The following is a 24,944-nucleotide window of genomic DNA, read 5'->3' on the forward strand; positions in this document are numbered from 1 at the left end:
TGCGCCACACGCGGTGCGGTCAAGGCGGGAAGGTCCCGGGCGGTACAACTGTAGGGTGCACGTGTTCGCCGTCCTCGCCGCCGCGGTGCTGTTCGGCACGACCGGCACATCGCAGGCCCTCGGCCCTGACGACACCACTCCCCTCTCCATCGGCGTGATGCGCATGGTCATCGGCGGTACCGGGCTCGCCCTGCTCGCGGGGATCCTCGCGCGACGCCATGCCCGGCGACGGCCCGCGGATGCACCCCCGGCACCGCGTCTCGGCGTCCGGCCGCTCCTGCTCATGACCGTCACCGGAATCTGCCTCGCGCTCTATCAGCCGCTGTTCTTCCTCGGCACCGAGCGCAACGGCGTGGCCGTCGGCACGGTCGTGGCGCTCGGCTCGGCACCGGTGATGGCGGGCCTGCTCGAATGGCTGCTGACGCGACGCCTCCCCACGGCCACCTGGGCGTTCGCGACCGGGGCTGCGACGATCGGCGTCGTCCTCCTCGGGATCGGCGGCGGCGCCGTCGGCGGCGGGGGCGGGACCGATCCGGCGGGCCTTCTGGGTTCCCTCGGCGCCGCGGCATCCTTCGCGGTCATCGCCAACGTGCAGCGGCGCCTGCTGGATGCCGGGTGGGATCCGTTCACCGTCGTCGGCGGGATGGGCGCGGGCGCGGCCCTCGTGGCCCTCCCCGCGCTGCCGTTCGTGGACGTGTCCTGGCTCGCCGACCCCGTCGGGCTCGCGATGGCGCTCTGGCTCGGTCTCGGCACGATCTCCCTCGCCTACGTCCTGTTCACCTGGGGGCTCGGCGGCCTCACGGCCGCGACCGCGGCGACCCTCACCCTGGGCGAACCGCTCACCGCGGCGATCCTCGGGCTCACGGTCCTGGGTGAACGTCTGTCCGCGCTCGCGGTGGTGGGGCTGGTCGTGCTGGGGGTGGGCCTCGCACTCCTCGCCCGCGGATCACGCGTGCCGCGGGATCCGCGCCCCTTCGCGGTGGAGGGCTGATGACCGGCTTGACCCTCCGCCCTGCCGCCGTCACCGACCCGGCGGTGCGCGGCCTCATCGAGGTGCACCTGCGCGACATGCACGGCCTGTCGCCCGCGGAGAGCGTGCACGCGCTCGGCGCCGAGGCGCTGGATGCCCAGTCGGTGGAACTGTGGGGAGCGTGGGACGACGCCGAGCTGGCAGGCGTCGGAGCCCTCGCCGCCCTCGACGAGGTTCGAGGAGAGCTGAAATCGATGCGGGTCGCCGACGAGTACCGCGGCCGCGGTGTCGGACGACTCATCCTGCGGCACCTCATCGAGCGCGCCCGGCGGCTCGGGATGACATCGCTCTGGTTGGAGACGGGGACGGCGCCGGCTTTCTCACCGGCGCGCGGGCTCTATCTCAGCGAGGGCTTCGTCTTCTGCGAGCCGTTCGGCGACTACGCCCCCGATCCTCACTCGGTCTTCCTGACCCGGAGCGTCTGATTTCCGGCCCCCAGCGACCTCGCTCAGCGGACAGGAGAGGGGCTCAGGCGGGCAGGACGAGGGCGACGGCGAAGGCGGCCACGCCGTCACCGCGACCGGTGAAGCCGAGGCCGTCCGTCGTCGTCGCCGACACCGACACCGGCGCTCCCCCCAGGGCGCGGGAGAGCACCGCCTCCGCCTCGACGCGTCGTGCGGCCAGTCGCGGGCGCCGTGCCTGGACCTGCACCGAGACGTTCCCGATCCGGAACCCGGCTTCGCCGAGGAGCGCGCGCGTGCGAGCGAGGAAGGCGTCGGCGTGCGCCCCGGCGAACTCCGGCCTGTCGGTGCCGAAGTGCGTGCCGATGTCGCCGAGACCCGCAGCTGCCAGGAGGGCGTCGACGATCGCGTGCGCCACCGCATCCCCGTCGGAATGCCCCGAGAGCGCCGGTTCGCTCGGCCATTCGAGTCCGGCGAGCCAGAGCGGACCGTCACCGCCGACGGCATGGACGTCGGTGCCGATCCCCACTCGGGGGGATGCGGGAACCCGCTGCAGGGACGACTCCGCGGTCGCCAGCGGCTGGGCCGAGACGAGCCGGCGAGCCCGGTCGAGGTCGGCCGGGGTGGTGATCTTGAACGCCCGCGCGTCGCCCTGCACCGCGAGCACCGTGTGCCCCGCCTCGCCGACGAGCGCCGCGTCGTCGGTGAACTCCGTTGTCGCCGAACGATAGGCCGTTTCGAGGATGTCGCGACGGAAACCCTGCGGCGTCTGCGCGGCAGACAGCTCGCTGCGGTCGACCACTCCGACGATGAGGTCATCCTGCACGCGCTTGATGGTGTCGACGACCGGGAGCACCGGCACCGCGCCCGCATGCCCCAGTTCGAGGGCGGCCATCACCCGATCGAACACATCGGACGGTGTCAGGCAGCGCGCGGCGTCGTGCACGAGGACGAAGTCGATGTCGGGCCAGAGCGCGTCGATACCCGCCGCCACAGACGACTGCCGCGAGGCGCCGCCCGTCACGACGCTGACGAGGTCGCGCCGGTCACCCGCCGTCTCCAGCGCTTCGGTGAAGGCGTCCCCCTCGCGACCGGCCGGCGCGACGATCACGACCTGCGCCGCTCCCGCATCGAAGACCCCCAGGAGGGCGTGACGCAGGATGGTGTGCTCGTCCAAGCCGACGAAGGCTTTCGGTCCGGCGCCCAGACGAGTGCCGGACCCGGCCGCGACGACGATGATTGCGACCCGGGGAACGGGGGTGATGCTCACACCCTCACGCTATCGACTACGAGGCCAGAACCTCGTCGAGAAGGACGCTCGCCTTTTCCTCGTCGGTCTTCTCCGCCAGCGCGAGCTCGGAGATGAGGATCTGCTTCGCCTTCGCGAGCATCCGCTTCTCACCGGCGGACAGACCGCGGTCCTGATCGCGGCGCCACAGGTCGCGGACGACCTCGCTCACCTTGATGACATCACCCGACGCGAGCTTCTCGAGGTTCGCCTTATAGCGGCGCGACCAGTTCGTGGGTTCTTCGGTGAAGGGAGCGCGGAGAACATCGAAGACGCGCTCGAGGCCTTCCTTGCCGATCACATCGCGGACCCCGACGAGGTCGACGTTGTCGGCGGGAACCTCGATGGTGAGGTCGCCCTGTGTGACGCGGAGCTTCAGATAGACCTTCTCTTCGCCTTTGATGATGCGGGTCTTCACTTCCGCGATCGTCGCTGCCCCGTGGTGGGGGTAGACGACCGTTTCGCCAACCTCAAAAAGCATGGAGTTATGTCCTTTCGGCAACGTCCAGGATACCACAGGCGACATACGCTAGAGTTCGCCGGTCCACCCCGCCGCCGCGCTCGTCGGACTCCCGCGTGGCCCGTCCCGAGCGGACGAACACCATAGAATGCAAGGGTTGCCGCCATCCGTCCGGGAGGATCCGTGATTTCGTTGAACCGCACTTTCGGCACGGGACGCTCCCGGACCGCCGCGCGCATGCTGGCCGCCGGCGCCCTCGGCGCTGCCGTCCTGCTCGGCGCGAGCGGATGCGCCCTGATCTCCACTCAGGCCACGACCATCCAGTACTCCCCGTCGGACGGCATCACCGTGTCGGCCGAGAGCGGACCGGTGCAGATCCGCAATGTGCTCATCGTGGCCAACGAGGACGGCTCGGCGGGCAACCTCCTGGGCGCCTTCATCAACTCCACCGACGAGAGCCACACCGTCAGCATGGAGTTCGGCGAGCCCGGCAGCGGCATCTCCGAGACCCTCCGCGTGCCCTCCAACACCGTCATCAGCCTCGGCGTCGACGGCGAGGACCCCATCCTCCTGGAGGGCATCGAGATGCTTCCGGGCAGCGACGTGCCGGCGAGCTTCCAGTCCGGCGACGGCGAGACGATCCTCACCGACGTGCCCGTCCTGGACGGTGAGCAGGAGTACCTCGAGCCGTTCGTCCCCGCGTCCTGACCGGGCCCCGGGCGCGCGTCGCACAAGGCGCGGCTCCACCACGCCCAGCCCGCATCTTCTGAGACACCCCTACGTGGCTGTCTCACCAGGTGCGGCTTCGCCGCACCCAGCCCGCAGCTTCTGAGACACCGCCACGTGGCGTTTCCCCAGGCGGGGCGTCTCACCGCGCGGGCGTCTCACAAGGTGCGACTCCGCCGCGAACAAGCAGCGACTTCTGAGACATCCCCGGGCGTCGGCGGCGTTCAGCCCGGCGTTCAGCCCGGCGTTCAGCCCTCGAAGCGGTACCCGAGCCCTCGGACGGTGACGAGCATCGTCGGGTCGGAGGGGTTCTCCTCGATCCGCGAACGGATCCGCTTGATGTGCACGTCCAGCGTCTTGGTGTCGCCGAAGTAGTCGCTCCCCCAGACACGATCGATCAGCTGACCGCGGGTGAGCACGCGGCCTGCGTTCCGCATCAGCACTTCGAGCAGCTCGAATTCCTTCAGGGGCATGTTGATCTGCTCGTCGTCGACGCTCACCGTGTGCCGATCGATGTCGAGCACGACCCGCCCGCCGACGAGCACGTGATCCTGCAGGTCCGACTCGGTGTGCTGCTGGCGGCGGAGCACGGCGCGCATCCGCGCCAGAAGCTCTCGCGCCGAGTAGGGCTTGGTGACGTAGTCGTCGGCACCGAGCTCGAGTCCGACGACGATGTCGACCTCCGAGTCCTTCGCGGTGAGCATGATGATCGGCACCGTCGAGGTCGTCCGGATCTGCCGACAGACCTCTGTTCCGGGCATGCTCGGGAGCATGAGATCCAGGAGCACGATGTCGGCTCCGCGCTCACGGAAGGCCGCGAGGGCCGCCGCCCCGTCCTCCGCGATCTCGACCTCGTACCCCTCGCGCGTGAGCAGGTACGCCAGCGGATCGGCGAGATCGGGTTCATCCTCGACGAGCAGGACGCGGGTCATTCGGGTTCTCCGTTCGGAACGGGGCGGGAGGGGACGGATGCCGCGGCGCGGCCTGCCCCGGAGGCGGGACGCTTGCGCCGGGGGCGGCGACCGGGGCTGTCATCCAAGGGCGGTTCGACCAGAGGCAGCCGGATGGTGAAGGTGGAGCCCCGGCCGGGCCGGGACCACAGGCGCACCTCGCCGCCATGGCGCTGCACGGCGTGCTTGACGATCGCGAGCCCCAGACCCGTCCCGCCGGTGCGACGCGATCGCGCCTGATCGGCTCGGTAGAAGCGCTCGAAGATGCGCTCCTGATCGGCCTCGGGGATGCCGATGCCGCGATCGGCGACCGCGATCTCGACGATGTCGTCGACCGCCTTCACCCCGACACCGACGCTCGAGCCCTTCGGGGAGTACGCGATCGCGTTGGCGATGAGGTTGCCGACGGCTTCGCTGAGGATCTGGCCGTCGCCGCGCACGTACAGGCCGCGGGTGCCGCCACGCGTGAGCGCGACCTCAGCGGATTCGGCCTGCAGGGTGTGCGCATCGACCGCGGAGGCGATGACCTCGTCGACCGACACGCTGCGCTCCTCGGAGAGCTCATCGGCCGACTGCAGCCGGGAGAGGTTCATGATGCGGGAGGTGAGGACAGCGAGCCGGTTCGCCTCGGCGGACAGGCGGGAGGAGAACACGCGCACCTGCTCGGGGTCGTCGGCGGCGGATTCGATCGCCTCGGCCAGCAGGCTCACCGCCCCCACCGGGGTCTTCAGCTCGTGGCTGGTGTTGGCCACGAAGTCGCGCCGCATCTGCTCGACCCGCTCCCGCTCGGTGATGTCGCGCAGGACCAGCAGCGTCAGGCGCGGCGAGATCCGCGTCGCGCGCACCGAGACCAGTCGCGGCTCGGCGGGCGGTGCACCCCGCTGCAGGCGCAGCGTGGACGACGCCGACGTGGCGTCATCCTTCATCTTGCGCACGAGCACGCGCAGATCGTCCCCGGGAAGGGCCGCGCCCTCCCTCAGGTGGAAAGGCGTCGCCGACGCGGATGCGGCGAGGACCGTGAAGGAGTTGTCGACCACGACGGCCGGGTCATCCATGCCGTGGAGCACTTCGCTCATGCCCTCGGGGAGCTCCCGCGAGTCCGCGGCGCGCAGGCGGTCGCGGGCGCGCAGGGAGAACAGGACGATGGCGCTCAGAAGTGCCCCGATGACCACCCCGGCGAGGAGGGCCAGCAGCGCGAGCTGCGTCGTGTCCATGGGTTCCAGCGTAGAGTGCCAGGCACCGGCGCTCCGGCGCAACGGGAGGCCGTGCGAGGGCGGGGTCGCTACTATTCACTGTTCGGGCACCGTCCGTTAACCTCCGCTGACGACAATCGCGGGGTTACGCGTGCCCACCCGACGCGGAAGTCCATCACGAGGAAAGGTGCTGCGATGCGCGAAGTGTTCCATCAGTCGCTGGAGGACGTGCAGTCGCGTCTGGTCGAGATCTCCGAACTCGTCACGGTGGCGATCGACAAAGCCACCCGAGCCTTCGGCTCGAGCGACGTCGCGCTGGCCGAGGAGGTCATCGACGCCGACCTCATCATCGATCAGAAGACGGTCGAGCTCGACGAGCTTGCGATCGAGATCCTCGCCCGCCAGCAGCCGGTCGCCCGCGACCTGCGGATCGTCGTCAGCGCCCTGCGCGTGAGCGCGTCGCTGGAGCGCATGGGCGACATCGCCGAGCACATCGCCCAGCTCACCCGCATGCGCTTCCCCGAGCGGGCGGTCCCGAAGGGGCTGAAGTCGACGTTCTCGAAGATGGGTCAGCTGGACGTGGAAGCCGCACGCCTGCTGACCGAGCTCCTGCGGACCATCGATCTCACGATCACCGACCGCATCCGCGACCTCGACGACAAGATCGACGACCTCCACGTCAGCGTCTTCGAGAAGGTGCTCTCCGACAGCTGGGAGGGCGAGGCCTCGGCGACGGTGGATGCGACCCTCGCGAGCCGCTATCACGAGCGTTTCGCCGACCACGCGGTGTCGATCGGGAAGAAGATGATCTACCTGGCCACCGGCGACTGGGCGAGCCACGGCGAGGCGTTCGAAGAGGCTCAGGCCGCGAACGCCTGACTCCCTCCTCACACGCAGAACGGGCCTGCGCAGCGCGCGGGCCCGTTCTGCGTCTGGCGAGAGGCTACTTCTTCGCCCCCTGTGCGGCGACGGCCGCGGCACCGGCGGCGGCGGCCTCGGGGTCGAGGTACTGGCCCGGACCCTCGGGAACGAGATCGCCGTCGAGCCGGTACACCAGCGGGATCCCGGTGGGGATGTTGACCTCGGCGATGTCGGCGTCGCTGATGCCCTCGAGGTGCTTGACCAGACCTCGCAGCGAGTTGCCGTGCGCGGTGACCAGGACCGTCTTGCCCGCCTCGAGGTCCGGGACGATGTCGCTGTTCCAGTACGGCAGCAGGCGCTCGATCACCAGCGCGAGCGACTCGGTGCGCGGCACCTCGCCGTCGATGCCTTCGTAGCGCGGGTCGCCGACCTGGCTGAACTCGTCGTCGTCGGCCAGCGGCGGCGGCGGCACGTCGAAGGAGCGGCGCCAGAGCATGAACTGCTCCTGCCCGAACTCCGCCAGGGTCTGCGCCTTGTCCTTCCCCTGCAGCGCGCCGTAGTGCCGCTCGTTCAGACGCCACGAGCGCTTCACCGGGATCCACAGCCGGTCGGCGGCGTCGAGGGCGAGATTCGCAGTCTGGATGGCGCGGCTGAGCACCGAGGTGTAGAGGATGTCGGGACCCAGGCCCGACTCGGCGAGAAGCTCGCCGCCACGGGTGGCCTCGGCCTTTCCCTGCTCGGTCAGGCGGACATCGACCCACCCGGTGAAGAGGTTCAGCTCGTTCCACTCACTCTGGCCGTGACGAAGGAGGATCAGCGTAGAGGGCTCGGTCATACCTTCATGCTACTGAGGGCATCGGCAGCACCCGAACCCGCTGGCATCATGGAGGGATGACCGGCGGACGCGCTCCTGTCGGGCGCGTCACGCGGGGGACGACCGGCACCAATCGCCTGCGCCGGGTGGATCGCTGGATCGCCCGGCACCCCGCCCTCCGCCGCTCGGACGACCCCCTCGTCGTCGACCTCGGCTACGGCGCCCGAGGGTGGACGACGCTGGAACTGTGGTCCCGGGTCTCGCGGGTCCACCCGACCGCAGAGGTGGTGGGGCTGGAGATCGATCCGGCGCGAGTGGACCGCGCCCGGGAAGAACTCGCGCGGGTTCGCGCCGGCGACACCGCATTCGCCCCCGACGCCCGCGTGCGCTTCGACCGCGGCGGCTTCGAGGTCCCCCTCCCGCCCGGACGCCGCCCCGCGGTCATCCGCGCCATGAACGTCCTCCGCCAGTACGACGAGACGGACGTCGTCGGCGCCTGGGAGCGAATGGCCGCCCGCCTCCAGCCCGGTGGCGTGCTCGTCGAGGGCACGTGCGACGAGCGAGGCCGGATCGCCAGCTGGGTCGCGGTCGACCACACCGCGCGCCCGCGCACCCTGACGATCTCGCTGCGCCTGGCAGATCTCCAGCGGCCGAGCATCGTCGCCGAGCGGCTCCCGAAGGCGCTCATCCATCGGAACGTGCCCGGGGAGCGGATCCACGACCTGCTCCGGGCTCTGGACGACGAGTGGGAGCGCGCCGCGAGCCTCGCCCCGTTCGGCCCGGTGCAGCGTTGGGAGGGTGCCCTGCGGGCGCTCCGGGCGCGAGAGGTCGACCTCCTCGACCGTCGGCGCGGACGCCTGGGCGAGATGACCGTCCCGTGGGAGACCGTCGCGCCCCGCTGACGGGGACCGATCGGGCCGACCTGCGGATCAGGCCCCCGCGACCTTGCGCCGCGACAGACGGGTGATGCGCGGAACCCCGGCGACCGCGCCCGCCTCCGGCGGCACGATGGCGACCTGGGCGGCCGCGACCGCTCCACCCTCGGTGTCGACGACGAGGTCGATGTCGATGGGGGTGTTCCGGCGTACCAGCGCCAGAGCGATGGGCCCTTCCTCGTAGTGCAACGCCGAGGAGGTGACCGTGCCCACCACGTCCTCCGCGCTGCGGACCGGAGACCCGTGCGGCGGAAGCGTGCTGTCGCTGCCGTCGAGGTGCAGGGCGACGAGGCGCCGCGGGGGGTGGCCGAGGTTGTGGACCTTCGCCACCGTCTCCTGCCCCCGGTAGCAGCCCTTGCTCAGGTGCACCGCGGTCCGCAGCCAATCGGCCTCGTGCGGGAGGGCGCGCTCGTCGGCTTCACTGCGCTGACGCGGACGCCACGCGGCGATGCGCAGGGCATCGGCGGCGAGCGCCCCGGCCAGGTCCCTCTCGCCGCGGCGCGCGTCTTCGATCAGCCGAGCGGCGTCGTCCGGGAGCACGAGAGCCTCGGTCCAGTCCCAGTCCGCGCCCGGATGGTCCTCGAGGGGTCCGTACGCATGACCCCCGACCTGAACGCGGGGCCACGGATCCTGCCAGGCGAGCCGGCGTCCCGCCGGCTCTGCCGCAGGGACGCCGCGCACCGCGGCATCCGTTCCCCCCACCACGACGACCTCGTCGGTGGCATCCCTGATCTCCACGCGCAGCCGGAACCGCATCCGCAGCAGCCACGACGCCAGCGGCGCGACGTCGTCGGCCTCGACGATCAACCAGGTCGTCTCACCGTCGTCGAGCACGGATGCCGCGTGCTCGACGTGGCCGTGCGGATCGAGCACGAGCAGCTCCGAGCTCTCCCCCGGGGACAGGTGCGCGACCGCCTGGGAGGTGAGCGAGTCCAGCCACGTCAACCGGTCGGGTCCGGCGACGGCGATGACACCGCGATCCCCGAGGAGAGCGACGGCGCGGCCCTGAGCCAACGCGCGCTGCTCGCCCAGCGGATTGCCGAGATGCTCGAGCACTCCGTCCTCGACGATCGCGCCGGGAAGGTCGATGAGGGGAAGCATGTCAGTCCGCCTTCGCCAATCGGGCCGACGCGTGCGCGCCCAGACGCGCGCCGACGGCGGCGATGTCCCAGGCCCACAGCAGGTGGCCGTCCACGAGTCCGTACATCCGTGTGGCGGCGGTGTAGGGCTTGGCGCCGGCGGTGCGGACGACGGCGTCGGTGGCGAGGTCGATACGAGGACCGCGGACGCGTCCGAGGTACAGCTCGCTCACGCCGTCGGAGTGCACGATCGCCGCTTCGACCTCGAAGTCGCCCTCGGGCGTCCGCAGGGCCTCGACGTCGTCGACCGTCCGCGCGCGAGCGGTCTCGATCGGCGGCAGGAGCCCGGGGCCCGCATCGGCGGCGGTTGCGGGACGCGACAGCCGCCAGAAGCCCGTCTCCGACACCAGCTCCTGCGGCCGCGGGTCGGGTGCGGGGCCGAGCAGCCACGCCCGGGCCGAGTAGTTGAGGTGGTCTCCCCCGTCGTGGCTGAAGCTCACCCGGTGGCGGAACTCTCCGACGTAGTGGTGCTCAGGGGTGTCGTAGTCGATGACGCCCGTGCCCTCCCATACGCCCAGGAGCCACGAGAGAGGAGCGAGATCGGCGGGGAGGTCGGTCGGCAGCTCGAGCACGAAAGGCTCGTCAGCGCTGTCCGCGGTAGAGGTTCTTGATCACGACAGCCGACACGAACGCGATGGCGACCGACGCGAGACCCAGCAACCCCAGGTAGAAGATTTCGAGCGCAAGGAGGTCCATGCACCCGAGTCTAGCGCCGCCCGCGGAGGCTTAGCCCGTCACGACGGCCGCGAGCGCGAAGCCCATGCTCAGCACTCCCAGCACCAGCAGGGCGCCGAGGACGCTGGCCGCCACCCGCTCCGTGAAGCCCTGGGAACGGCCGTACCAGAGCTGCACCGCGAACGCGAGGATCAGGCAGCCGCCGAGCGTCACCGTCAGCCACGCGGCCCGCCACTCCACCGGCACCAACACCCCGATCGATACTCCCGCCATCGCCGCGAGCACCCACACGGCGATGATCCCGCCGATGGTGCGGCGGGGTACGAGCTCGATCTCGGACATCCCTCTCATTGTGTCCTATCGGAGGGACGAGGACACCCTCATGCGCGCACCGCGTCGGGCCGGTTCCCGCCACGCCCTACACTGGGCTTCACGAACGTGAAGTCAAAGTGCACGACGCCGCAGAGCGTCGGGAGGACGGTCCAGCACGTGGCACAGCTTCTGGTGTTGAGCTCCACGCAGGGAGCAGGACCTGTCCTGCCTGCCCTGGAGCTGCTCAGTCACCGCGTGCGACTCATCCCCGCCGAACCGGCACAGCTGGTCAATGCCCCCGCCGCCGACGTCATCTTCGTCGACGCCCGCGTCGACCTCGTCGGAGCCAAGTCGCTCTGCAAGATCCTCAACACCACAGGCCTGGACGCGCCCCTCGTCCTCGTCGTCACCGAGGGCGGTCTGACCGCGGTGTCCACCGACTGGGGTGTCGACGACGTCATCCTGGTGACCGCGGGTCCTGCCGAGGTCGACGCCCGCGTCCGCCTGGCGATCGGCCGGGCCTCCAAGGAGCAGGTCTCCACGCGCATCCAGACCTCCGGGATCAGCATCGATGAGTCCTCGTACTCCGCCAAGGTGCACGGCAAACCGCTCGATCTGACCTACAAGGAGTTCCAGCTCCTGCACTTCTTCGCCACCCACCCCTCTCGGGTGTTCACGCGCGAGCAGCTCCTCAGCGAGGTGTGGGGCTACGACTACTTCGGTGGCACCCGCACCGTCGACGTTCATGTCCGGCGGCTGCGCGCGAAGCTCGGCGATCTGGAGCAGCTGATCGGCACGGTGCGCAACGTCGGCTACCGATTCAACGTCTACGAGGACGATCAGGTCCCCGCCCCTCGTGACCGCGCGTCGAGTCGGGAACGCACCGACGCCTGACCGCGCCGCAGCAGACACCGCCGGCCGAGCCCGTGACGCGCCGGTTCACGCGGGCGACACCTCACCCTGCAATGATGTGGGGATGATCGAACACGACGTGCTCGACGCCGGTCTCGGCGATGCGGATGACGACGACTTCGACGTTCCCGAGGCGTTCGACTCCGAGCTCCCCGACGATCGGTACCTCGATCGCGAGCTGAGCTGGCTCGCCTTCAACCAACGGGTCCTCGAGCTCGCCGAAGACCCCTCGCTGCCGACGCTCGAGCGGGCCAACTTCCTGGCGATCTTCGCCAGCAACCTGGACGAGTTCTTCATGGTGCGCGTCGCCGGGCTCAAGCGCCGCATCCTCACCGGCCTCGCCGTCCCCACCAACGTGGGCCGCGCCCCCCAGGAGGTGCTGGCCGACATCTCCTCCGCGGCGCATGCCCTTCAGCTCCGGCACGCCGACGCCTGGACGAGCGTGGTGCGTCCGCAGCTGGCCGAAAAGGGCATCGAGATCCTGTCGTACGACGATCTCACTCAGGACGAGCGTACCGGGCTGTACGACTTCTTCCAGGCGCAGGTCTTCCCCGTCCTCATGCCTCTCGCGGTCGACCCCGCCCATCCCTTCCCCTACATCTCCGGCCTGTCGCTGAACCTCGCCATCCGCATCCGCAACGCCCGCACCGGCCGGCAGGAGTTCGCGCGCCTGAAGGTGCCGCCGATGCTGCCGCGGTTCGTCGAGGTCGCCCGGGACGGCGAGCGCGTGCGGTACCTGCCGCTGGAGGACCTGATCGCCCACAATCTCGACGATCTCTTCCCCGGCATGGAGATCCTCGACCATCACGCCTTCCGCCTCACCCGCAACGAGGACATGACGATCGAGGAGGATGAGACGGAGAACCTCATCCAGGCCCTCGAGGCCGAGCTCCTGCGCCGCCGATTCGGCCCGCCCATCCGCCTCGAGGTCACTGAGGACATGGATGACCTGACGCTGGACCTTCTCCTCAGCGAGCTCGACATCACCGCTCAGGAGGTCTACCGCCTTCCCGGGCCGCTCGATCTGCGCGGCCTGTTCGACCTGTCGCGGATCGACCGACCCGAACTGCACTACAAGCCGCACCTGCCCACCACGGCGGTGGCCTTCCAGCCGGGCGACAACAACGAACGCGCCGACATCTTCGCCGCCATCCGCAAAGCCGACGTGCTGGTCCACCATCCGTACGAATCCTTCGCCACGAGCGTGCAGGCCTTCCTCGAGCAGGCGGCGAAGGACCCGCACGTGCTCGCCATCAAGCAGACGCTGTATCGCACCTCAGGGGACAGCCCGATCGTGCAGGCCCTCATCGACGCCGCCGAGGCCGGCAAGCAGGTGCTGGCGCTGGTCGAGGTCAAGGCGCGATTCGACGAGGCGGCCAATATCGTCTGGGCGCGCAAGCTCGAAAAGGCGGGCGTCCACGTCGTCTACGGCCTCGTCGGATTGAAGACCCACTGCAAGCTCGCCCACGTCATCCGCGAGGAGGACGGCGTGCTGCGCTCGTACAGCCATGTCGGCACGGGGAACTACAACCCCAAGACCAGCCGCATCTACGAGGATTTCGGCCTGTTCACCGCCAACGATCAGGTCGGGCGCGACCTCACGCGTCTGTTCAACGAGCTGTCGGGCTACGCCATCGAGAAGAAGTTCAAGCGGCTCCTGGTCGCTCCTCTGCACCTGCGGAAGGGCCTGCTGCGACTGATCGACCGTGAGCGCCGGAATGCACTGGCCGGAAAGCCCGCCCGCATCCGGATCAAGGTCAACTCCATGGTCGACGAGCAGATCATCGACGCCCTGTACCGGGCGAGCCAGGCCGGGGTGCCTGTGGAGATCTGGGTCCGCGGCATCTGCTCCCTCAAGCCCGGCGTCCCCGGTATGAGCGAGAACATCACCGTCCGCAGCATCCTGGGTCGGTATCTCGAGCACTCGCGGATCTTCTCGTTCGAGAACGACGGCGACCCTCAGGTCTTCATCGGCAGCGCCGACATGATGCACCGCAACCTCGACCGTCGCGTGGAGGCCCTCGTGCGGGTCACCGCCGAGCAGCATCTGAAGGAGCTCTCCGACCTGTTCGACCTCGCGATGAACGATGCGACGAGCTCGTGGTGGCTGGGCCCCGAGGGCGAGTGGACCCGTCACAGCCGGGACGAGGACGGCAAGGCGCTGATCGATCTGCAGGACAAGACGATGACGAACGTGCAGCGCCGCCGGCGCGCACGGGCGGTGCGATGACGACCGACACGGTCTGGGCCGCGGGCGGCGTCGTCTGGCGTCTGGTGGAGGGAAAGCTCCGGGTCCTGCTCATCCACCGCACGAAGTACCGCGACGTCACACTTCCCAAGGGCAAGGTCGACCCGGGCGAGACCCTCCCCGAGACGGCGGCGCGCGAGATCCACGAGGAGACCGGGATCAAGGTGAGCCTCGGCGCCCCCGTCGGCGTGTCCCGCTACCACCTGCCGAGCAAGCGGGAGAAGGTCGTGCACTACTGGGCGGCCGAGGCCACCGACACGGCCATCCGCACCTCCTCGTTCGTACCCAACCGTGAGATCGCGGCCCTGGAGTGGCGGTCGCCCAAGAAGGCGCTGAAGCTCCTCAGCTACCCCGTCGATGTCGACATCCTCGAGCGGTTCCTCGCGCTTCGCGAGGGCGATCCGCCTCGGACCTTCCCCGTCGTGGTCCTGCGGCACGGCAAGGCGCTCGCACGGGAGGACTGGGACGGGAAGGACACCGACCGGCCCCTGACTGTCCGCGGCAAGCGCCAGGCGTCGGCGCTCGTCGGTCAGCTTCAGGCCTTCGGTGTGCGTCAGGTGCTCTCCAGCCCCGCCGTCCGCTGCGTCAAGACGGTCGCGCCCTTCGCCGCCGCCGCCGGGCGGAAGGTCGAGCTCTGCCGGAACATCAGCGAGGACGCCTGGGACGAGGGGTCGGCAGACGTCCGCCGGGTGATCGGCGAGCGGGTCCGCAGCCGGAGGCCCGTCGTCCTCGTCAGTCACCGCCCGGTCCTGCCCACGCTCCTGAGCGAGGTCGTGCTGGCGACGGGCACTCTTCCGGGGATGCTGGCCAAGTCACCCCCGCTCGAGCCTGCGGGGTACTCGGTGCTCCACGTCTCCGCCGACGCCCCGGGCTCCGGTCTGCTCTCGATCGAGACCTTCACGCCCGCACTGTGAACGGTCGTCCGAAGCGGTGAGCACCCGGGCGCGGCGGCCGCATCCGCTCGGGTTCGCCGTCGACTGGGCGGAGGTGCCCGAGCGGATGCCACGGCGCGACGTCGCCTTCACCCTCCTCGCCGGGCTCGCGGGAAGCCCCGCCGGCCTTCGCATCCGAAACCCCTGCCCGCGGTGCGGCGGACCACATGGACCGGTCGTGCTGGAGGGAACTCGGTTCCGTGGTTCCGTGGCCTATGCCGGACGGATCGCGGTCGCCGCCGTCGTCTCGGGGGCCGACATCGTCGGATTCGGAATCGATGCCGAGCCGCGGGTCGATGCCGTGCGCGACGGCGCCGGCTGGGAGGGCGTGCCGGGGCCGGGGCGGCGCGGCACCGTGCGCGAATGGACCCGGGTCGAGGCCGTGCTGAAGGCCGATGGCCGGGGCCTGGGCGTCGACCCGGCAGACGTCGTCATCCGGGATGACGCACCCGGCACCTGGTGGGGCCTGCTCCCCCACGGCGCGCGGGCCGCCGAGGGGTGGGATGTCGACGCCCCCGCCGGCCTCGTCGTCAGCGCGGCGATCTTCCGTCAGCCGAGCGGCGGGAGTGCGGCACCGTCGAGCCAGCGGTGAAGAAGCGCCTCGGCAGCAGGCCCGAAGGACGCGGCGACCGCGAGGCGGAAGTCGTCGGTTCCGACGAGCTGGTGACGGTGCACGGTGGTCCAGTCGCGGAGGAAGCGGAAGAAGGCCACGTCGCCGACGGTGAGGCGCAGCGCGTGCAGGGCGAGCGCGCCGCGCTTGTAGACACGGTCGTCGAACATCGCCTTCGGGCCGGGGTCGGAGAGGATGAGGTCGGCCGGCTCGCCGGCCACCCGCTCCCAGTGCAAGGCGGCATGGGTCGCGGCGACCGCACCGCCCGAACGCTCCGACCACAGCCACTCGGCGTAGCAGGCGAACCCCTCGTTCAGCCAGATGTCCCGCCAGTCGCGGATCCCGACGCTATTGCCCACCCACTGGTGAGCGAGCTCGTGCGCGATGAGCCGCTCGAACGACGGTGCGAGGTGATTGACGCCGAAGAGCGCCATCCCCTGTGCCTCGAGCGGGATCTCCAGGACGTCGGGGGTGACGACCATCGTGCACCGTTCCTGCGGATACGGGCCGAAGACGTCCTCGAATACCGCGACCATCCGGGCCAGGGGCGCGAATGCCCTGGCGGTCTGCGCTGCCAGCTCGGGCGGATGGACGAGCTCGGCTTCGACGCCTGGAACAGCGACGGGGGTCGTGGCGAAGCGACCGACGTGAGCGGCGACGAGATACGTCGCGGTGGGAACACGGAGTTCGAATGTGCGCGCCTCGAGCCTCCCCCGACGGCGGGTCCCGACCAGGACGCCGGTCGCGATGGCCCGGTAGGGGGCGTCCGTCGCGAGCGTCACGCGGTAGGTCGCCCTGTCGTCGGGGCGATCGTTGCACGGGAACCAGGTCGGTGCCCCCACGGGCTGAGACGCCACGAGCGCGCCGTCGTCGAGTTCTTCCCACCCGAGCGTCCCCCACGGGCTCCTCCGGGGCCGCGGGGTGCCGGCATAGGTCACGTCGACGGAGAACCGCTCCCCCGGCTGGAGAGACGTCGGAAGAGCGATCCGGACTCCCCGCGCATCGTGCCGGAAGGTCACCGGATCGCCGTCCACCCGGATCGCGCCGGCACGCAGGCCGACGAGGTCCAGCCGGATGCGGTCGGTGGGGAGGGCCGCGACCGCGTGCAGCAGCGCGCGCCCCTCGAGACGGTTGGTGCGTACGCGGTACGTCAGGTCGAGGTCGTACGACTCGACGTCGAAGGCGGCGTCCCCGCTGCCGGGGGTGTAGGCCGAGACGGGAGTCACGAGGTCGACTGGTAGGCGCGCACCTTCACCGCACGCCACGGGCCGATCGGGTTGCCGCTCCAGCGTGACCCGACGGGCACCGATTCACCGCGCATCACTAGCGACGCCGGACCCACCGTCGCGTGCGAGCCGATGACCGCACCGGGGAGGATGACGCTGTGCGGCCCGAGCGTGGCTCCCGGTTCCAGAGTGACGGTGTCCATACTCATGATTCGATCATGGAACAGGTGGGTCTGCACGACGCACCCCCGGTTGACGGTGCTGCCGTCGCCGAGGGTGACGAGGTCGGGTTCGGGGAGCCAGTAGCTGTCGCACCACACTCCCCGGCCGATCCGGGCCCCGAGGGTGCGCAGCCACACGGCCAGAGCCGGGGTGCCGGCGGCCGCCCGGGCGAACCATGGTGCGGCGACCATCTCGGTGAAGGTGTCCGACACCTCGGTGCGCCAGACGAAGCTCGACCACAGCGGCGACTCCCCCGCGCGGATAGGCCCGACGATGAGCCACTTGGCCGTCGTGGTCACGAGCGCCGCCACAGCGCCGGCGGCGAGAAGCACGACGCCCGAGAGCAGCAGGGCGGCCATCGGGGTGGCCTCCCAGAGGAGCGCGAGCACGAACAGGACCGTCAACCCGACACCGCAGGTGACCACGACGGGCACGAAACGGCACAGCTCCCACAGTGTCCGCGCGACGCGGAGCCGGGTCGGCGGGTGGTAGGTGCGCGCGTCGTCCCCGTCGGCGGTGACACGTCGCAGGCGCACGGCCGGCGAACCGAGCCACGACGATCCCGCCTTCGCCTTCCGCGGCGCCGAAGACAGCACCGCGACGAGACCATCGCGGGGCACGCGGTGTCCGGGCGCGGCCATGCCGGAATTGCCGAGGAACGCACGCCTGCCGATGCGCACCGCGCCGATCCGCACCCAGCCGCGCCGCAGTTCGTAGGAGGCCACCATCGTGTCGTCGGCGAGGAAGGCTCCGTCCTCGATGCGGGTCATGGACGGCAGGAGCAGCACGGTCGACGCCTCGACGTCCCTTCCGACCTGTGCGCCCAGGAGCCGGAGCCACACCGGCGTGAACAGGCTCGAGTAGAGCGGGAAGAGGATCGTGCGAGCGGAGTCGAGCAGTCGCTCGATGGTCCAGGCGCGCCATCCGTTCGCACTCCGCACGGGGAAGGTCCCTTCGCGAAGGCCCCGGGACAGCAGGCGCACGGCGACGACCACGGCGGCGGCGAAGACGACACCGGCGACGAGGACTCCCGGAAAGAGCAGGGCGAGCGCACCCACGAAGGCGGTGCCGAGATCATCCGCCCCCCGGATCCCCGCGGCCACCACGAGTCCTCCGAGGGCGAAGGCGACGACCGGGAGGAGGGCGAGGAGAACGGATGACGCGGCATAGGCCCAGAGCCATCGATGCGGCGCCGGTGCGCGATCGGCCGGCCACCTCGACGCGACCTCGCCCACGCGTACCGCCGGCGACCCGGCCCACGATTGGTCGGCCTTGACCCGTCCGAACACCGCCGAGCCCGGTGCGATCTCCGCGCGTTGACCGATGCGTGTGCCGGGCGCGAGCGTCGAACGCGAACCCACCGTGGCGTCGGCCCCGATGCGCACACTCCCGATGCGCACGACGTCTCCGTCGATCCACGTCCCGCTGAGGTCCACTTCCGGCTCGATCGCCGCGCCGTCGCCGACGTCGAGCATGCCGGTGATGGGCGGGAGGGTGTGCAGATCGACGCCTCGGCCCACCTTGGCTCCGAGAGCCCGGGCGTAGTAGACCACCCAGGGCGCGCCGGCGAGTCCGACCGCGTCGACCTGGTCGGCGATCTGCTCGGCGAGCCAGAGACGCAGGTGAACGCCACCCCCGCGGGGATAGTCCCCGGGTTTCACGCCGGCAAGCAGAAGTCGGGCCGCCGCGGCGGCGATCGCCATGCGACCAAACGGCGTGGCGAAGATCAGCAGTCCCCCGACGAGCACCGGCCACGGCGCGGTCGGGAGCACCTCGAATCCCGGAACGAGCTGCAGGAGCGCCGCAGCGGTGAGGAGGTACAGCAGCCACCGGATGCCGCTGAGCACGAACAGCGGGGCCGCCAGGAGCGTCTGCGCCCACTGCGTGCGGCGCGGGGTCGGCACCGGGCGGTGGAAGTCGGTGCGGGCGTCCTCGGCCACGGCACTGACGGCCTTTGCCATCGCGCCGAGGCGCGGCACGTCGTAGATGTCGGCGACGGAGAACTCGGGCACCCGGGCTCGCAGACGCGACACCAGCTGAGCCGCAGCGAGCGAGCCGCCGCCCAGGTCGAAGAAGTCCGCCTCCCGGTCCGCTACCGGCATCCCCAGCACCGCCTGCCACTGCGCGGCCAGCCACACTTCGTCGGGCGAGAGGTCACTGACATCCAGCTCGACGCCCGGGAGCGGCCAGGGAAGGGCAGTGCGGTCGACCTTGCCCGACGTGCGCACCGGGAGGTCGTCGACGACGGCGAGGAGCGGCACCAGCGCCGCAGGAAGGCGCTCGGCGAGGAACGCGCGGGCCGCAGCGCGATCGAGGTCGGCGGGGGCGACGAGGTAGCCGACGAGGAGAGGGACGCCGGCGTCGCTCGTGCGCACGGCCGCCGCAGCCGCGGCGACGCCGGGGATGTCCTGCAGTGCCGCCTCGACCTCGCCGAGCTCGATCCGTCTGCCGCCCACCTTCACCTGGTCGTCGGCGCGGCCGATGAACACGAGCCCCTCGGGGTCGTACCGCACGAGGTCGCCCGACCGATAGGCGCGTTCCCAGCCCAGTTCCGCGAACGGCGCGTACTTCTCTGCGTCCTTCGCGGGGTCGAGATAGCGGGCGAGGCCGACACCCCCGATGATCAGCTCGCCGATCTCGCCGGGCGCGACCCGCACGCCCTCGCCATCCACGACCGCGAGCGCCCACCCGTCCAGAGGCAGTCCGATGCGCACGGGTCCCTCGCCGCCGAGCGGTGCCGCGCAGGCGACCACGGTCGCCTCGGTGGGGCCGTAGGTGTTCCACACCTCGCGCCCGTCGACCGATAGGCGCGCGGCGAGCTCGGGTGGACACGCCTCACCGCCGAAGATCAGCAGCCGCACGCTTTCCAGCGCATCCTGCGGCCACATCGCCGCGAGCGTGGGAACGGTCGAGACCACGGTGATCCCCTGGCGGATGAGCCACGGGGCGAGATCCTCACCCGACCGCACGAGCGCACGCGGGGCGGGAACCAGGCACGCGCCGTGCCGCCAGGCGAGCCACATCTCCTCGCAGGAGGCGTCGAAAGCCACCGACAATCCCGCCAGCACACGGTCGTCGGGGCCGAGCGGCGCATCGTGGAGGAACAGGCGCGCCTCGGCGTCGACGAAGGCCGCGGCCGACCGGTGTGTGACGGCAACGCCCTTCGGGACGCCGGTCGATCCGGAGGTGAAGATGATCCACGCGTCGTCGTCGGGGGTCGGGGGCGTGAGGGCGGCGAGGGCGGCGGTGTCGGTCGGCGCGGAAGGGGTGCGCGCATGGTCCGGAGAGGAGGCGGATGCGGCGGCACCACCCGCCACGAACAGGAGACCGTCGGTGAGGATCCCGGCGACCCGAGCCTCGCCGAAGACCAGGCGCGCCCGCTCGTCCGGATCGTCGGCGTCAACCGGCACGTACGCGGCACCGGCAGCGAGGATGCCGAGGATCGCCAGATACAGATCCTTCGAACCCGAGGCGATCCGGACCCCGATGCGGTCACCGCGCGTCACCCCTGCCTCCTGCAGTCGCAGCGCGAGCCGGCCGGCCGCGCGCACCGTCTCCCGGTAGCTGAGAGCGGTCGAGCCGTCGTCCAGCGCCGAGGCCTCCGGGTGCCGTGCGGCGGTCTCGCGGACGATGTCCCAGAGGGTCCGCGGTGACGCGGCGGCGCCGGCGCGGTCGAGCTCGGACTGGAGGTGATCATCCCCCGGGAGGGGGATCGGGACCGGTTCCGGCTCGGGCATGTCTCGGATCGTAGCGAGAGAAGGTGACGCGACCGACCGCCGCGGGACGGGGGTCGTTCACCTGCCGTTCACCGTGTCAGCGCACTCTCTTAAGAGTCGATGCTTAGCGTGCCCTCCGGACCCTGCACCGGGCATCCATTCCCCAACCCGAAGGATTCACACAGTGAAGATCTCCCGCATTGCTCAGCTGGGCGCCGTCGCGGCCGTCGCGGCGCTGACGCTCACCGCCTGCGCCGCCAACGAGACCGCCCCCGCCGGCGACTCCTCCGACGCTCCCGCCGAGTCGTCCCTTTCGGGTGAGCTCGTCGGGTCGGGCGCCTCCTCGCAGGAGGTCGCGGTCCAGGCCTGGTCCGCCGGTTTCCAGGGCGCGAACCCCGACGTGACCGTCTCGTACGACCCGTCGGGTTCGGGTGCGGGTCGCGACTCGTTCCAGGCCGGCGCCGTCGCCTTCGCCGGCTCCGACCGCGCCTTCACCGCCGACGAGATCGCCGAGGGCCCCTTCGACGGCTGCGTCGAGGGCTCGGGCATCATCGAACTGCCCTCCTACATCTCCCCCATCGCGGTCATCTTCAACCTCGAGGGCGTCGACGAGCTGAACATGGATGCCGCGACCATCGCGGGCATCTTCGCCGGAACCATCACCAACTGGAACGACCCGGCGATCGCTGCGCTGAACGAGGGCGTGGAGCTCCCCGATCAGCAGATCACCCCGGTTCACCGCGCCGACGACTCGGGCACCACTGAGAACTTCACCGACTACCTCTTCCAGGCTGCTCCCGACGTGTGGACCTACGAGCCCGACGGCGTGTGGCCGCTCAGCTCGGGTGAGGCCGCGCAGGGCACCTCGGGTGTCGTCGCCGCCGTCGAGGGTGGCGTCGGCACGATCGGCTACGCCGACGCGTCGCGCGCCGAGGGCTTCGGTCAGGTCTCCGTCCAGGTCGGCGAAGAGTTCGTCGCCTTCTCGCCGGAGGCCGCTGCCGCCGTCGTCGACGCGTCGCCTCGCGAAGAGGGCCGCACCGACGGCGACCTCGCGATCGCCCTGGACCGCACGCCCGACGAGGCGGCCTACCCGATCGTCCTGGTCAGCTACATGATCGCGTGCGAAGAGTACGCCGACGCTGCGCAGGCGCCGCTGGTCAAGGGCTTCCTCGAGTACGTCATCAGCCCCGAGGGCCAGGACGCCGCAGCAGAGGCCGCGGGTTCCGCGCCGGTCTCGGACACGCAGCGCGAGAGCATGCAGGCGGCGATCGACCTGATCGTCACTGAGTGACACCATGGTGTCCGACCCGCTTCGGCGGGTCGGACACCATTCCTCTCCCTCCGGGGAGAACATCCGCACCCCTCCCGAGAACAGGATGAGATGACCACTCTGGCTCCTCCGGCGGCCGAGCCCCGCACGAAGCCGAAACAGCGGCCCGGCGACCGCTGGTTCTCGGGAACCGCGCTGTTCGCCGGCTCGATGATCCTCGTGACCCTCGCTGCGGTCGCGATCTTCCTCATCGTCCAGTCGATCCCGGGCCTCACCGCCACCAGTGAGAACGCCTCGGTCCTCACCTCCACCTTCTGGAATTACGTCTGGCCCCTCGCCTTCGGCACGCTCTGGGCCTCGATCCTCGCTCTCGTGATGGCCGTGCCGCTCTCCGTTGCCGTCGCCCTCTTCATCTCCCACTACGCCCCGCGCCGTCTGGCGCAGACCCTCGGCTACATCGTCGACCTGCTGGCCGCGGTCCCGTCGGTCGTCTTCGGCCTCTGGGGCATTCTCGTCCTGGCCCCGGCGGTGCAGCCGGTCTACACCTGGCTCGTCGACAACGCCGGATGGTTCCCCCTCTTCGCCGGGCCCGTGTCGGGTACCGGCCGCACGATCTTCACCGCCGCGATGGTGCTGGCGGTCATGGTCACCCCGATCATCACCGCCATCTGCCGCGAGATCTTCCTGCAGACCCCGGTCCTCCACGAAGAGGCGGCCCTCGCCCTCGGCGCGACGCGCTGGGAGATGGTGCGCATGGCCGTCTTCCCCTTCGGGCGCTCCGGCATCGTCTCGGCCTCGATGCTCGGCCTCGGCCGCGCCCTCGGTGAGACGATGGCCGTCGCCATGGTGCTCTCGGCCACGGGCGTCGTGACCTTCCGGCTGTTCACCTCCGAGAACCCCAGCACGATCCCCGCCAACATCGCCCTCACCTTCCCCGAGGCCTACGGCGTCAACGTCAACGTTCTGATCGCGACCGGCCTCATCCTCTTCATCGTCACTTTCGCCGTCAACGCGCTCGCCCGCTGGATCGTCAGCCGGCGCAAGGAATTCTCGGGAGCGAACTGACATGGCCCTCACCTCCGCTCCCCCGACCGAGACCCCCTCGGCGCCTCAGCTCACCGTCGACCAGCGGATCACCACAGGACGCCTCCCGACCTGGGCGCCCTGGGGCATCCTCGGTGCCAGCGTCCTGCTGAGCCTCATGTTCTTCGGCGTGCTCGCCCTCACCCCCGAGGGAAGCTTCAACATCGCCGGCTTCGCCGTCGTCGCGGCGCTTGCGTACCTCGTCCTGATCACCGTCGTGTCAAGCGTGGTCGAGGGACGCCGCAAGGCTGTGGACCGCCTCGTGACGGGGGTGGTGACGACGGCGTTCGCCATCGCCATGGTTCCGCTGGTCTCCCTCGCCTTCACCGCGATCACCAACGGCATCGCAGGCATCTCGGCGGAGTTCTTCACCAACTCGATGCGCAACGTCGTCGGCGAAGGCGGCGGTGCGCTCCACGCCATCGTGGGCACGCTCCTCATCACCGGCGCAGCCGCGATCATCTCCATCCCCATCGGTCTGTTCACGGCCATCTACCTCGTCGAGTACGGCGAGGGCAAGCGCCTCGCGCGGGGCATCACCTTCCTCGTCGACGTCATGACCGGCATCCCCTCGATCGTCGCGGGCCTGTTCGCCTACGCCCTCTTCGCCATCTTCTTCGGGCAGGGCATCCGGCTCGGCATCATGGGCGCAATCGCCCTCTCGGTGCTGATGATCCCCGTGGTCGTCCGCTCCTGTGAGGAGATGTTGCGGCTCGTGCCCAACGAGCTGCGCGAGGCATCGCTCGCCCTCGGCGTCCCGAAGTGGCTGACCATCGCGAAGGTGGTCCTCCCCACCGCAATCGGTGGGATCGTCACCGGCATCATGCTCTCCATCGCCCGCGTCATCGGCGAGACGGCTCCGCTGCTGATCACAGCGGGCTTCACCACGAGCATGAACTACAACCTGTTCGAGGGACGCATGATGACCCTCCCGGTGTTCACCTACACCCAGTTCATGAACCAGGGCATCCCGGCCGAGGCGTACATCAATCGCGCCTGGGCTGCGGCGCTCGTGCTCATCCTGATCGTCATGGCGCTGAACATCATCGCCCGCGTGATCGCCAGCTTCTACGCGCCCTCCAAGGGCCGCTGACCCCCTTCTCCACCCGAATCAGAGGAACCGTGTCCAAGAGCATCGAAGTCAACGACCTGAACGTCTACTACGGCGACTTCCTCGCCGTCGAAGGCGTCTCGCTCAACATCGAGCCGCGCAGCGTCACCGCGTTCATCGGACCGTCGGGCTGCGGCAAGTCGACGTTCCTGCGTACCCTCAACCGCATGCACGAGGTCATCCCCGGGGCTCGCGTGGAGGGCGATGTGCTGCTCGACGGAGACAATCTGTACGGCTCCAACGTCGACCCGGTGCTGGTGCGCCGTCAGATCGGCATGGTCTTCCAGCGCCCGAACCCCTTCCCCACGATGTCGATCCGCGACAACGTGCTGGCCGGCGTGAAGCTGAACAACAAGCGGATGTCGAAGTCCGACGCCGACGGCCTGGTCGAGAAGTCGCTGAAGGGCGCCAACCTCTGGAACGAGGTCAAGGACCGCCTCGACCGTCCCGGTTCGAGCCTGTCGGGTGGTCAGCAGCAGCGTCTGTGCATCGCGCGGGCCATCGCCGTCTCTCCCCAGGTTCTGCTGATGGACGAGCCCTGCTCCGCGCTCGACCCGATCTCGACCTACGCCATCGAGGAGCTCATCGCCGAGCTGAAGAACGAGTACACCGTCGTCATCGTCACCCACAACATGCAGCAGGCGTCGCGGGTGTCGGACAAGACGGCGTTCTTCAACATCGCCGGCACCGGCAAGCCCGGCAAGCTCATCGAGTACGACGACACCACCACGATCTTCACGACGCCCTCCGTGCAGGCCACCGAGGACTACGTCTCGGGCCGCTTCGGCTGAGCCCCCGACCTCCGCCGCGCGGCGCGCCCAGCTGGGGGG

23 protein-coding genes are annotated in these 24,944 nt (G+C 70.3%); 13 read left to right on the forward strand and 10 right to left on the reverse strand.

Going from position 1 to position 24,944, the window contains the following annotated elements:
• The first annotated feature begins 61 nt into the window (after window positions 1–61).
• Both HDC37_RS17550 and HDC37_RS11835 read left to right on the forward strand, forming a co-directional pair.
• Complete coding sequence (locus tag HDC37_RS17550) at window positions 62–991, forward strand: EamA family transporter (protein WP_308472195.1); 930 nt, start codon at window positions 62–64, stop codon at window positions 989–991.
• A complete protein-coding gene (locus HDC37_RS11835) occupies window positions 991–1,455 on the forward strand; it encodes a GNAT family N-acetyltransferase (protein WP_179560616.1) in 465 nt (154 codons plus the stop codon). Before HDC37_RS17550 ends, HDC37_RS11835 begins: the two co-directional genes overlap by 1 nt.
• Before the next feature lie 43 nt (window positions 1,456–1,498).
• Here the strand turns inward: HDC37_RS11835 and ispD are convergent, their stop codons facing one another.
• Entirely contained in the window at window positions 1,499–2,701 is a 1,203-nt protein-coding gene (gene ispD / locus HDC37_RS11840) for a 2-C-methyl-D-erythritol 4-phosphate cytidylyltransferase (RefSeq protein WP_179560617.1), read from the reverse strand.
• A 16-nt stretch (window positions 2,702–2,717) separates the two neighbouring features.
• Complete coding sequence (locus HDC37_RS11845) at window positions 2,718–3,200, reverse strand: CarD family transcriptional regulator (RefSeq protein ID WP_124293803.1); 483 nt, start codon at window positions 3,198–3,200, stop codon at window positions 2,718–2,720.
• A gap of 171 nt (window positions 3,201–3,371) precedes the next feature.
• Between HDC37_RS11845 and HDC37_RS11850 the strand changes: the two genes are divergently transcribed.
• A complete protein-coding gene (locus HDC37_RS11850) occupies window positions 3,372–3,887 on the forward strand; it encodes a DNA modification methylase (protein WP_257021475.1) in 516 nt (171 codons plus the stop codon).
• 266 nt (window positions 3,888–4,153) lie between these two features.
• On the opposite strand, the gene HDC37_RS11855 is transcribed toward HDC37_RS11850, so the two are convergent.
• Entirely contained in the window at window positions 4,154–4,837 is a 684-nt protein-coding gene (locus HDC37_RS11855) for a response regulator transcription factor (protein WP_179560618.1), read from the reverse strand.
• A complete protein-coding gene (locus HDC37_RS11860; RefSeq protein WP_179560619.1) occupies window positions 4,834–6,069 on the reverse strand; it encodes a cell wall metabolism sensor histidine kinase WalK in 1,236 nt (411 codons plus the stop codon). Before HDC37_RS11860 ends, HDC37_RS11855 begins: the two co-directional genes overlap by 4 nt.
• 174 nt (window positions 6,070–6,243) lie before the next feature.
• Here HDC37_RS11860 and phoU point away from each other — a divergent pair, with 174 nt between their 5' ends.
• The gene (gene phoU / locus HDC37_RS11865) at window positions 6,244–6,927 is read left to right on the forward strand and encodes a phosphate signaling complex protein PhoU (RefSeq protein ID WP_179560620.1); all 684 of its coding nucleotides are present in this window, start codon (window positions 6,244–6,246) and stop codon (window positions 6,925–6,927) included.
• A gap of 64 nt (window positions 6,928–6,991) precedes the next feature.
• Here the strand turns inward: phoU and HDC37_RS11870 are convergent, their stop codons facing one another.
• Entirely contained in the window at window positions 6,992–7,744 is a 753-nt protein-coding gene (locus HDC37_RS11870) for a phosphoglyceromutase (RefSeq protein ID WP_179560621.1), read from the reverse strand.
• Window positions 7,745–7,800: 56 nt separating this feature from the next.
• Here HDC37_RS11870 and HDC37_RS11875 point away from each other — a divergent pair, with 56 nt between their 5' ends.
• Window positions 7,801–8,625, forward strand: a complete 825-nt coding sequence (locus HDC37_RS11875; protein WP_179560622.1) for a class I SAM-dependent methyltransferase — start codon at window positions 7,801–7,803, stop codon at window positions 8,623–8,625.
• A gap of 27 nt (window positions 8,626–8,652) precedes the next feature.
• On the opposite strand, the gene HDC37_RS11880 is transcribed toward HDC37_RS11875, so the two are convergent.
• The 3 genes from HDC37_RS11880 to HDC37_RS11890 all read right to left on the reverse strand — a co-directional run bounded on the left by HDC37_RS11880 (window position 8,653) and on the right by HDC37_RS11890 (window position 10,814).
• Entirely contained in the window at window positions 8,653–9,759 is a 1,107-nt protein-coding gene (locus tag HDC37_RS11880; RefSeq protein WP_179560623.1) for a folate-binding protein YgfZ, read from the reverse strand.
• Window position 9,760: 1 nt separating this feature from the next.
• Complete coding sequence (locus HDC37_RS11885) at window positions 9,761–10,369, reverse strand: FABP family protein (RefSeq protein WP_179560624.1); 609 nt, start codon at window positions 10,367–10,369, stop codon at window positions 9,761–9,763.
• A 154-nt stretch (window positions 10,370–10,523) separates the two neighbouring features.
• On the reverse strand, window positions 10,524–10,814 hold the full coding sequence (locus HDC37_RS11890; RefSeq protein WP_179560625.1) for a hypothetical protein: 291 nt from the start codon (window positions 10,812–10,814) through the stop codon (window positions 10,524–10,526).
• A gap of 147 nt (window positions 10,815–10,961) precedes the next feature.
• Here HDC37_RS11890 and HDC37_RS11895 point away from each other — a divergent pair, with 147 nt between their 5' ends.
• From HDC37_RS11895 to HDC37_RS11910, 4 genes are all read left to right on the forward strand, one after another.
• Window positions 10,962–11,678, forward strand: coding sequence for a winged helix-turn-helix domain-containing protein (locus tag HDC37_RS11895; protein ID WP_179560626.1), 717 nt, complete (start codon window positions 10,962–10,964; stop codon window positions 11,676–11,678).
• Window positions 11,679–11,760: 82 nt separating this feature from the next.
• Window positions 11,761–13,926, forward strand: coding sequence for an RNA degradosome polyphosphate kinase (locus tag HDC37_RS11900; RefSeq protein WP_179560627.1), 2,166 nt, complete (start codon window positions 11,761–11,763; stop codon window positions 13,924–13,926).
• Window positions 13,923–14,858 carry an NUDIX domain-containing protein gene (locus tag HDC37_RS11905; RefSeq protein WP_179560628.1) on the forward strand — a complete coding sequence of 312 codons (936 nt, stop codon included), beginning with the start codon at window positions 13,923–13,925 and terminating at the stop codon, window positions 14,856–14,858. Before HDC37_RS11900 ends, HDC37_RS11905 begins: the two co-directional genes overlap by 4 nt.
• Before the next feature lie 16 nt (window positions 14,859–14,874).
• Complete coding sequence (locus tag HDC37_RS11910) at window positions 14,875–15,468, forward strand: chemotaxis protein CheY (protein WP_308472196.1); 594 nt, start codon at window positions 14,875–14,877, stop codon at window positions 15,466–15,468.
• Here HDC37_RS11910 and HDC37_RS11915 read toward each other — a convergent pair.
• Together HDC37_RS11915 and HDC37_RS11920 are read right to left on the reverse strand one after the other, a co-directional pair.
• Window positions 15,426–16,712: a M1 family metallopeptidase gene (locus HDC37_RS11915; protein WP_179560629.1), complete on the reverse strand. Its 1,287-nt coding sequence runs from the start codon at window positions 16,710–16,712 to the stop codon at window positions 15,426–15,428. The two genes, HDC37_RS11910 and HDC37_RS11915, sit on opposite strands and share 43 nt — an antisense overlap.
• A complete protein-coding gene (locus HDC37_RS11920; protein ID WP_179560630.1) occupies window positions 16,709–20,671 on the reverse strand; it encodes a Pls/PosA family non-ribosomal peptide synthetase in 3,963 nt (1,320 codons plus the stop codon). Before HDC37_RS11920 ends, HDC37_RS11915 begins: the two co-directional genes overlap by 4 nt.
• Window positions 20,672–20,834: 163 nt before the next feature.
• Between HDC37_RS11920 and pstS the strand changes: the two genes are divergently transcribed.
• From pstS to pstB, 4 genes are all read left to right on the forward strand, one after another.
• Window positions 20,835–21,941: a phosphate ABC transporter substrate-binding protein PstS gene (pstS, locus tag HDC37_RS11925; protein WP_179560631.1), complete on the forward strand. Its 1,107-nt coding sequence runs from the start codon at window positions 20,835–20,837 to the stop codon at window positions 21,939–21,941.
• A 90-nt stretch (window positions 21,942–22,031) separates the two neighbouring features.
• On the forward strand, window positions 22,032–22,985 hold the full coding sequence (gene pstC / locus HDC37_RS11930; RefSeq protein ID WP_179560632.1) for a phosphate ABC transporter permease subunit PstC: 954 nt from the start codon (window positions 22,032–22,034) through the stop codon (window positions 22,983–22,985).
• A 1-nt stretch (window position 22,986) separates the two neighbouring features.
• On the forward strand, window positions 22,987–24,096 hold the full coding sequence (gene pstA, locus HDC37_RS11935; RefSeq protein ID WP_179560633.1) for a phosphate ABC transporter permease PstA: 1,110 nt from the start codon (window positions 22,987–22,989) through the stop codon (window positions 24,094–24,096).
• Window positions 24,097–24,125: 29 nt separating this feature from the next.
• Window positions 24,126–24,905, forward strand: coding sequence for a phosphate ABC transporter ATP-binding protein PstB (gene pstB / locus HDC37_RS11940; RefSeq protein WP_179560634.1), 780 nt, complete (start codon window positions 24,126–24,128; stop codon window positions 24,903–24,905).
• The last annotated feature ends 39 nt before the right edge of the window (window positions 24,906–24,944 follow it).

The organism is Microbacterium sp. AK009 (assembly GCF_013410955.1).
GTDB lineage: Bacteria > Actinomycetota > Actinomycetes > Actinomycetales > Microbacteriaceae > Microbacterium.

Excerpts from the sequence above, each read along its gene's own strand:
- HDC37_RS11835 (WP_179560616.1), top strand. The coding sequence starts at position 991 with ATGACCGGCTTGACCCTCCGCCCTGCCGCCGTCACCGACCCGGCGGTG.
- HDC37_RS11845 (WP_124293803.1), bottom strand. The coding sequence starts at position 3,200 with ATGCTTTTTGAGGTTGGCGAAACGGTCGTCTACCCCCACCACGGGGCA.
- HDC37_RS11855 (WP_179560618.1), bottom strand. The coding sequence starts at position 4,837 with ATGACCCGCGTCCTGCTCGTCGAGGATGAACCCGATCTCGCCGATCCG.
- HDC37_RS11860 (WP_179560619.1), bottom strand. The coding sequence starts at position 6,069 with ATGGACACGACGCAGCTCGCGCTGCTGGCCCTCCTCGCCGGGGTGGTC.
- phoU (WP_179560620.1), top strand. The coding sequence starts at position 6,244 with ATGCGCGAAGTGTTCCATCAGTCGCTGGAGGACGTGCAGTCGCGTCTG.
- HDC37_RS11870 (WP_179560621.1), bottom strand. The coding sequence starts at position 7,744 with ATGACCGAGCCCTCTACGCTGATCCTCCTTCGTCACGGCCAGAGTGAG.
- HDC37_RS11875 (WP_179560622.1), top strand. The coding sequence starts at position 7,801 with ATGACCGGCGGACGCGCTCCTGTCGGGCGCGTCACGCGGGGGACGACC.
- HDC37_RS11880 (WP_179560623.1), bottom strand. The coding sequence starts at position 9,759 with ATGCTTCCCCTCATCGACCTTCCCGGCGCGATCGTCGAGGACGGAGTG.
- HDC37_RS11890 (WP_179560625.1), bottom strand. The coding sequence starts at position 10,814 with ATGTCCGAGATCGAGCTCGTACCCCGCCGCACCATCGGCGGGATCATC.
- HDC37_RS11900 (WP_179560627.1), top strand. The coding sequence starts at position 11,761 with ATGATCGAACACGACGTGCTCGACGCCGGTCTCGGCGATGCGGATGAC.
- HDC37_RS11905 (WP_179560628.1), top strand. The coding sequence starts at position 13,923 with ATGACGACCGACACGGTCTGGGCCGCGGGCGGCGTCGTCTGGCGTCTG.
- HDC37_RS11920 (WP_179560630.1), bottom strand. The coding sequence starts at position 20,671 with ATGCCCGAGCCGGAACCGGTCCCGATCCCCCTCCCGGGGGATGATCAC.
- pstC (WP_179560632.1), top strand. The coding sequence starts at position 22,032 with ATGACCACTCTGGCTCCTCCGGCGGCCGAGCCCCGCACGAAGCCGAAA.
- pstA (WP_179560633.1), top strand. The coding sequence starts at position 22,987 with ATGGCCCTCACCTCCGCTCCCCCGACCGAGACCCCCTCGGCGCCTCAG.